We start from the raw sequence: 7,807 nt of genomic DNA, 5'->3' as shown, positions 1-7,807 counted from the left end.
TGAGGATTATCGGTCAGGGTGGGGGAAGTTTCAATGAGCGGTGTGGCGTATTTTTAGGTTACCGTATACAAATAATCCCGCATTTGCTGATAAGGAGATATGAAAGAAGCCAAAACGATAACATCGTTACGCGTCAGAAGTTTTGCTACAAAGGCCACTCGCTCAATGTTTTTTTGCCGGTCCGGTTTCGAAAATCCAAGATCAGCAGTCAAATACTGACGAACCACGTCCCCATCAAGTGCTTCAACACGAATCCCATTTTTCCTAAGCTCCGACTCAACCAAACGATTTAGTGTCGTCTTTCCGGCTCCAGATAGACCAGTAAACCAGACGGTAACGCCTTTTTGAATTTTTTCCGCCTCCTTCGACCGATTCATAATAGCTAATTTGATTTTGTCAGCTTCTCGATAACAAACTCCCAATTCATATTTAAACCTTTTATCAAACTCATCCCGTTCATGCCCATGTTTTTCGCAATCTCTTTATTTTTATATAAAAAATCCAATTTTTCTGCTACAGCGATCGGGTCGGCCTCCAAGACAAAACCATTGTCATTATCTGTAACAAATTCAAGAGGCCCCCCCGAGTCAACATGTGTTAAAACCGGTTTCCCTGACAAGAAAGCCTCCATTGTAACATATCCATAGTCCTCTTGATATGGACCATAGTAAACAGCTAAAGCGTTGGCGTAATAATGAATTTTTTGTTCTTCCGGAATCCACCCCAGCAGATGAACTTTTTCATGGAGTGAGTAGGTTTCAATCAACGAACGAAGTCTGTCTCTATAGTGTTGTTTCCCTTTTCCCGCTAGTAAAACTTTAACCGGTGTCTTCGTATGTCTCAGAGCTTCCACTAAAATATGCTGCCGCTTTAATTCTTCCAATCTCCCGGGACAAAAAACATAATCCCCAACATCTTCAGAACGGAATTTTTCTGCACCGAAGGGAGGATGATAAAGCGGGGTTGAGTCAATACCGTTATATCTCTTCAATCTTTCCGATACCGTCGCTGAGATTGTATAGACTTTTTTGCATTCAGTAATATATTGGGTATCATAACTCATGATTAGTTTACGCAACTTGTTGCCGCCCGGTATCTTGTTCAGACCATCATACTCAGTTCCCCACAATTCATAAGCTTCCCGATGCTGATGCAGCAGCCAAAGGACCTTATTTTCATGCTTTGCATAGTAAATCGGAAACTTAAGGCCGATAAGCAGGTCAATCGGTTTTCCTTTCATTTCCGATAAATCCAGTAATCTTGCAATTCGAATGCTGTTAATGAGGCTTTCCGAAGGATACCATTTGAATGGAATGGTAACAATTTCCGCTTCATGCCCCCGGTCCGTTAATTGTTTTTTCAGATTGACGGCCAAGAATTCAGCACCGCCGAATTCAAAAGGAACCTGGACAGTAGCTATTGCAATCCGCATACTACTTCCTACCGATGATTGCATAATCTTGGCATCCGAACAACACCCGGTTCCATTTCTCTAAAACAGCGACGGTTTTTGAGTTGAGACCTGAGCTTTCAATATCCTTTGGAAGATGATATTCATCCGGCAACGGCGATGAGTAAACCACCTTAACATCCTTGAAGTCATTAGACTCTAGAACAAATTGTGCAGCTAATGAATGAATCGGTTTCACGTGAGTAAGATCAATATAAAAACTATGTGCAAAGATTAATACACATTCAGGGTTGGGTGTTTCCGCAATAAAATAAGCTCCAGGGGTTAACTTACGATGGCAGAGTTTTACCAATTCCACAAACCGGGCTGCCGAAAGGTGCTCGATCACCTGTCCAAGAAAAACACCGCCCACAGATTGATCCGGTACTCCCTCCAAATACTCAAATATATCGGCAAGGACAACAGGCAAACCCTGCTCTTTGCAAAAAGTTACCATTTCCTGATCCAAATCAACACCTGTTGCGGAAACATTATTGTCAATCAGCAGCTCGATAAATTCTCCCCGACCGCACCCTAAATCCAGCACATTCGTTTTCCCGGCGAAATAATCAAGATAAATAGATTGCCGTTTTTTAATCTCATCCCTTGCTCCACGATACTTCATCTGAAAGTCAAAATAATTAATTTCCAGTTTCTTGTTTTGCCGATCCAACATATTTTGAATCTGTGCAATTGTAACCTGTAGGCGCGAATTTTCGTCAGAGAGCTTGGCATTTTGCGCCATTAATTTTTCAAGTGTGATTGTCATCTCATTAAGCGCTTGTCGGTGACGGCGAATTTCTTCTGTAATTTTTCGAATATTCACTCGACCGTCATGTAATGAAAAAGGATCCGTCATTTCCATTCAACCCCTTATCGACTTCATCTTGCTTCCACGTGGTTGACATACGGATTCAGGTGATTTCTTCCAATCCAAGTATCTGTTGTTTGAATACCTCTGAATTGTATTCGTTTGCAATATATTTCAAGCTATTTTTTCTTAAACGGTTCCATGTTCTTTTTTTTGTATAGCATTTAACTATTTTATTCGCGAAATCTAGAGGCCCGTTTCCGAGTAATACTATATCCTTATTTATTCCTAATTGCTGGGCGATTAAAGGAGTTACTACGGCGGGTAAACCATGGGATAAACATTCCAGCAGTTTCAAAGATATTCCAGCCGCATATCTTGTAGGAACAACAAACACTCTGCAGTTATTATAATAATCCCATAAGTTATGAACCGTTCCAGTCACGATTATATTTGGGGAGTCTAAATTTTTGATCGGTTCCGAAAAATTGGATCCGACAATCCAAAGTTTTGCACCCAGTTCTTTGTAGACCTGAGAATAGACTTGATTTACAAAATACAGCATTGCATCTTCATTGGGAGATTCAGGTGTAAATCCTCCGACAAAAAGAATATCTTTCCTTTGGTCGAAAGATTTTGGGGTGGCATGAATATCAACCTGATGACTCACAACTTTAACCTTTTTCACATCGAAGCTCTCGATAATTTGTTTCTCCCGTTCTGACACTGTAATTGTTAAGTCAGCATTCTTCATTAAATTAATCTCATCACGAATCATCAGGTTCTTCATTTGTTCCGACAAATTATGTCCTTTTAATTCTAATTTAAGAATATCTCTGGCCGAAAAAAGGGCTTCTGCATCATAAATGATCTTTTGATTTTGATCCAGTTTTTTTATCACATCAATGACTTCTCTCATATTATGAGGTCGACTGATTAAAATAAGATCGTAATAGTGATATCTCTCCTTAATAAACTTGCTAAAATTTAGCTTTTCATTCCCGGAATTAAATATCACTTCTACTCCGATTTGCTGTAAATCATGTGCATAGGGTTCGACCTTTTCCGGAAACTGCAGTGGAAATAAAGCAACTCGATAATTTGCCTCTGCCAAACCTTTTAAAAGTCTCAAACTTCTCGGATAACCGCGGCCGAGTTCGGGAATCGGTATACGATCATCAATTACAAGGAGGTTATATTTTTCAACACGCCGGAACTCCCTTGCATACAGAATGTTTGCCGGGAGGGGCGGAAACAACTCATTTAGATGATGTTGCCACTTCTTAGCAAAAATTTCCTTATTCTTGCTCTGCTGCTTCATTGCTTCACTCAGCGAACTGCTTCCAAACTCATAGTGGATTACAACAGCAGAAGGTTGATAGATCACCTTGTACCCCAATTCGCGAATTTTCATGCACAAATCAGTTTCTTCATAGTAACCGGGATGGTAGATTTCATCAAACATTCCCGCCTCTTTGAAAATCGCGTTCTTTATTAACAGACAGGCAGCCGAGCAGAAATCAACCTCTTTTACATACGAATACTCAGGTTTAAAAGGATCGTCTCCCCTGCCGTAACCTGAGCAAGAACCATCGTTCCATATAATACTTCCCGCTTCCTGCAGTTTTCCATCGGGAAAGATCAATTTTCCTCCGACAGCACCGCAATGCTCGGTTTTCTCTGCTGTTTGTATAAGTATTGATAACAATGAAGGCGTTATTTGAGTGTCATTATTCAAAAATAGGAGCCATTCTCCCCGGGCAAGTTTAGCTCCTTGATTACTCCCTTTCAAAAAACCAATATTTTCTCTGTTTTTTATAATTATCGTGTTTTTTATTTTTCCTAACAGCTCTGATGTTGCATCACTTGAATTATTGTCAACAATGATAATCTCGTAAGGAACATCAGCGTGTGCCTTAATGGTTTCCAGACATTGGTAAGTGAGTTCTGCTTTATTGTAAAGCACCAGGATTATAGAAATTTTGGGAAGATCAAATATAGGAAACTCAACAATTGATGTTGGATTATTAAGAAATATATTTAGTTTGACCTTCGCCAACCCTTTAAGAAGATCTCTGAGATCCATTCTGCTTACCCCCGCTTGGATGTGCTGCATTCGTTCCCGATTTGCTATAGCAAGACTGCTTGCCTCATATATTACTAATATGCATCTATAAAAAGAGAGAATCGGGTTCAATTATCCAAGTTCGGAAAAATGGGTATACTTTGTTCCACCAAGTTCGATGATCCAGTGCTGGTTATATTCCATATCTACTTTCAATCCGGTCATTTCCATCATTTTTCGCAATATCACTCTATCAAGAACACAACGATGCCTTTCCCATCCCTCTCGGTCGCCTCCGAAAAGCAGCTTGTTAAAACTTTCGTTATTAATCTCCCCTGCCGCATACGCTTCTGCTATTTTCAGGCCGTCATAAATTCGGACATAGACTTTCCCGCCCTCTTTGGTTATTCTGAAACATTCCCGAAGAGCTTTTCCGATATCGTGATAGGGCAGATGTTCCAGCAAGTATCCTGGAACAATTACCTGTTCATAGGTGTTATCTTCCACAGGGATATTTCGGATATCTCCAACAATATCCACATAAGGCAACGGGCGGAGATCCAAATGTTCAAATCCCGGGCTAATACAATTGGGCAAGGCACCGATTTCCAAAGAATTCCCCTGCTTCTCCTGTTTCTCTTCGACTTTCGTATGTTTGGAGGCTACGATGTGATCCAAATAGTGCCTTAACTGTTGCATGTCCTTGGGAGGCTTTGGAGTTCCTCCGCTATACCCTTTTTGTTTGATATACTCTTTTATTACTTCAGGATGCTCATATGGAAAGGGCGTTCTTTCCGCCTGTTCCAACAGATGGTTTGCTGTTCTGCCTTCGTAAAAGTAAGGGTCCCCCATTTTACTTGCATATTGTTTTAACTTATCCAGAATAAATTCCATCGGTTTCGTGTATCCGTAATGAACATAATGCAATCCCGAATCAGCAATAGCAGGTCCTAATCCGATTAACGATTCATGTAAGGGGTTTATAAATTTTCGTCCAGGCCGGTTTTGAAACAGAAAAATCCGTTGGAAACGGCCATCATCATCACTCACATTCTGCATGGAATCCAAACCGAAATTAAGATGAAAAAAACGACAGGTATATGCGTCAATTTGATCGTATTCGGTAAGCACAGGCAGAACCTCTTCTATGTCCCGATAAAAAACTTCGTCTCCATCTATCTTTAAAATCCAGTCTCCCCTGCACTTAGACAGAGCAAAATTGGCTAGTTCCGAGAAATCTTCCGTTTGATATTCAAACCAGCACACCTTATCAAATTCGCTCAAGCGTTCTCGTGTACGGTCCGTGGACCCATTGTCAACCACCACAATTTCATCCACCACATTATAGATTGAAAGGATCGAATACGGAGCAAACTCCTCTTCATTTTTTACATAGTACATAGCGCTGATTTTGGGAGGTGTTTCCACAGAATCACCCTCTTTCCTTATATATGTTTATGAAAAAAATCAGTTTATCGAAACTGGTCATGCAGATCAAAATCACCCCAAGAGTACACCCCCTTTTCATCACCGGCATAAAATAAAACAATGAAAAACAAGATCCGCAAGGAGGACTGTGAATGGTTGGTCTCATGCTAACCACATACAATCAGCTTGAAGATACAAAAAAAACATTGGAAAGCCTTGAAAACAATACAAACATTCCTTTCAAATTTGTAATCGTAGACAATGCTTCCACGGACGGAACCATTCCTTATCTAAAACAGAAAGGTTATTACTTTATTGAAAACCCACAGCCTATCAGTCTATCAGCGGCATTAAATCAAGGATTGCGATATTTTCTTTCTGATCCTCACATACGATATATCGGATGGATACACAACGATATGACTTTTTATTTTAATTGGCTGGAACAATTGCTCGAACATTTAAGACAAAACAATCGTATCGGAAAATTGGCTCCTGTAAGCCTTCATATGTTCGGACCAGATGATCCGAAATTCGCAGAAGAATTTATGGCACAACATCAAGGCATATCCTATCCGGGAAATGCTTGTCCTTGGATTATGCCAAGAGAAGTAATTGAAAAAGTAGGATTGTTTGATGAGAGATTTATTCAATGCGGGGGTTATGAGGATTGGGATTACAACAACAGGGTTCTTGACGAAGGATATGAGGTAATGATAACCAAGGCAAGTGTTGTTTGGCATCCTGCAATGGGAACAAGAAAGAATCATGATGAGACTGATTCTGGCAGAAAAAACGCAGAACTTTACAGTCAAAAATGGGGCCCTCATCCAAGGGTGTAAAGTAAAAACAAACAGAAAAACCTGAAATCAATCAGGTTCTTTCTGTTTACTTGCACCATATTTCGATTATATTTCGTCAATATTATCATTGCTGCTCTTTTTTTTGTATAATTCTTCAACACAATATCACAATGAGTTCTCAGTTCTCTGTAATTTTCTTCATAAAATAACAATAATTGTTGCAAGTTTATATTTGCAGTTCGATGTGGATTGTGGGTCGGATTAATAATTTCTTTGTTAGAAAATGATGTAACAATGTTTGCTATATCTTCCTTCTGCGTTCCATTTAGATAAAGATGATAAGGCGAATATTCTGCTACTATTATTGAATCATCTCTTATTAGCGGCAAACATGCATCGAGAATGTCAAAATCTGCTCCTTGGGTGTCGATTTTTAATAAGTCAAAATATAAGGGGGCATGATCACCCAAACATTGTTTTAAAAAATCAACGGGATTCACCATAGGAATTCGGTATGGTAAGCGTTTGAAACTACCTGCGTCAGATCCGGTGTTTTTTGGCTTTGTACTACGATGATCCCCAAAATTATGGAAATTCATAAAAAAATCAACAAATTTATGCTCTCTTCCCAAGGCACAATTGAATGTATAGATATTTTCTACATTATTAAGTGAAATATTAATATTCAAAAGCGCATAATTGAGCGGGTCAGGTTCAAAACAATAGATTGTTGCTGTAGGCTGAACCTTAGCAAGAAAAATAGCTGTTGAGCCAATATTTGCACCGGCGTCAAGAACATGACTTCCTGGCTTAATCGTATTTTGTAAATAATCTAAGATTCCGTCCCTTACATTTTGCGAATTTCTTAATATTACACCAATCACTCCGTCTTGAGAATGTGTCAGCATTGTCATTTTAACATCATTAAGCAATACGTCGGTCTCAACAAAAGGGAACACAATTAACCCTCTCCTTAATATTCAGGCTTGATACCTAGTGCCCCTTCAGGCAACCTTGATCTTCTTTTGCTCTCTTAAAATTTGGGCGTGACGTTTATTCTTGTTTCGCCAGCAAAGATACTTACGAATAGCCGTGGCTAACTCTTTATGATCCTCGTAGTTGCTTCCGCAGAGGACGAATTTACGAAGTGGACCAAAATGACATTCAATTCGATTTCACGATGAAGCGTTTGTAGGTGTGAAAATCAATTCAATGTTATGTTCCTGCGCCCAGTCCTTGACTTTTTGATG

Annotated in this window: 7 protein-coding genes; 1 reads left to right on the top strand and 6 read right to left on the bottom strand. The window is 39.5% G+C overall.

Features of this window, described 5'->3' with window-relative positions:
* Positions 1–53: 53 nt before the first annotated feature.
* The 5 genes from ACFO8Q_RS09340 to ACFO8Q_RS09320 form a co-directional block, all read right to left on the bottom strand.
* On the bottom strand, positions 54–377 hold the full coding sequence (locus ACFO8Q_RS09340) for an adenylyl-sulfate kinase (RefSeq protein WP_380025504.1): 324 nt from the start codon (positions 375–377) through the stop codon (positions 54–56).
* 5 nt (positions 378–382) lie between these two features.
* A complete protein-coding gene (locus ACFO8Q_RS09335) occupies positions 383–1,432 on the bottom strand; it encodes a glycosyltransferase family 4 protein (protein ID WP_380025503.1) in 1,050 nt (349 codons plus the stop codon).
* A gap of 1 nt (position 1,433) precedes the next feature.
* Complete coding sequence (locus tag ACFO8Q_RS09330; protein ID WP_380025502.1) at positions 1,434–2,309, bottom strand: class I SAM-dependent methyltransferase; 876 nt, start codon at positions 2,307–2,309, stop codon at positions 1,434–1,436.
* Positions 2,310–2,364: 55 nt separating this feature from the next.
* Positions 2,365–4,347 carry a glycosyltransferase gene (locus tag ACFO8Q_RS09325; RefSeq protein WP_380025501.1) on the bottom strand — a complete coding sequence of 661 codons (1,983 nt, stop codon included), beginning with the start codon at positions 4,345–4,347 and terminating at the stop codon, positions 2,365–2,367.
* A 111-nt stretch (positions 4,348–4,458) separates the two neighbouring features.
* A complete protein-coding gene (locus tag ACFO8Q_RS09320) occupies positions 4,459–5,754 on the bottom strand; it encodes a glycosyltransferase (protein ID WP_380025500.1) in 1,296 nt (431 codons plus the stop codon).
* Between the two features lie 152 nt (positions 5,755–5,906).
* Between ACFO8Q_RS09320 and ACFO8Q_RS09315 the strand changes: the two genes are divergently transcribed.
* Entirely contained in the window at positions 5,907–6,596 is a 690-nt protein-coding gene (locus ACFO8Q_RS09315; protein WP_380025499.1) for a glycosyltransferase family 2 protein, read from the top strand.
* Here ACFO8Q_RS09315 and ACFO8Q_RS09310 read toward each other — a convergent pair.
* Positions 6,581–7,516 carry an FkbM family methyltransferase gene (locus ACFO8Q_RS09310; protein WP_380025498.1) on the bottom strand — a complete coding sequence of 312 codons (936 nt, stop codon included), beginning with the start codon at positions 7,514–7,516 and terminating at the stop codon, positions 6,581–6,583. The two genes, ACFO8Q_RS09315 and ACFO8Q_RS09310, sit on opposite strands and share 16 nt — an antisense overlap.
* Between the last annotated feature and the right edge of the window lie 291 nt (positions 7,517–7,807).

The organism is Effusibacillus consociatus, from assembly GCF_042652925.1.
Taxonomy (GTDB): Bacteria; Bacillota; Bacilli; order Tumebacillales; family Effusibacillaceae; genus Effusibacillus; species Effusibacillus consociatus.
This window is presented reverse-complemented; position numbering and strand designations above follow the sequence as displayed.

Excerpts from the sequence above, each read along its gene's own strand:
- ACFO8Q_RS09340 (WP_380025504.1), bottom strand. The coding sequence starts at position 377 with ATGAATCGGTCGAAGGAGGCGGAAAAAATTCAAAAAGGCGTTACCGTC.
- ACFO8Q_RS09335 (WP_380025503.1), bottom strand. The coding sequence starts at position 1,432 with ATGCGGATTGCAATAGCTACTGTCCAGGTTCCTTTTGAATTCGGCGGT.
- ACFO8Q_RS09330 (WP_380025502.1), bottom strand. The coding sequence starts at position 2,309 with ATGACGGATCCTTTTTCATTACATGACGGTCGAGTGAATATTCGAAAA.
- ACFO8Q_RS09325 (WP_380025501.1), bottom strand. The coding sequence starts at position 4,347 with ATGGATCTCAGAGATCTTCTTAAAGGGTTGGCGAAGGTCAAACTAAAT.
- ACFO8Q_RS09315 (WP_380025499.1), top strand. The coding sequence starts at position 5,907 with ATGGTTGGTCTCATGCTAACCACATACAATCAGCTTGAAGATACAAAA.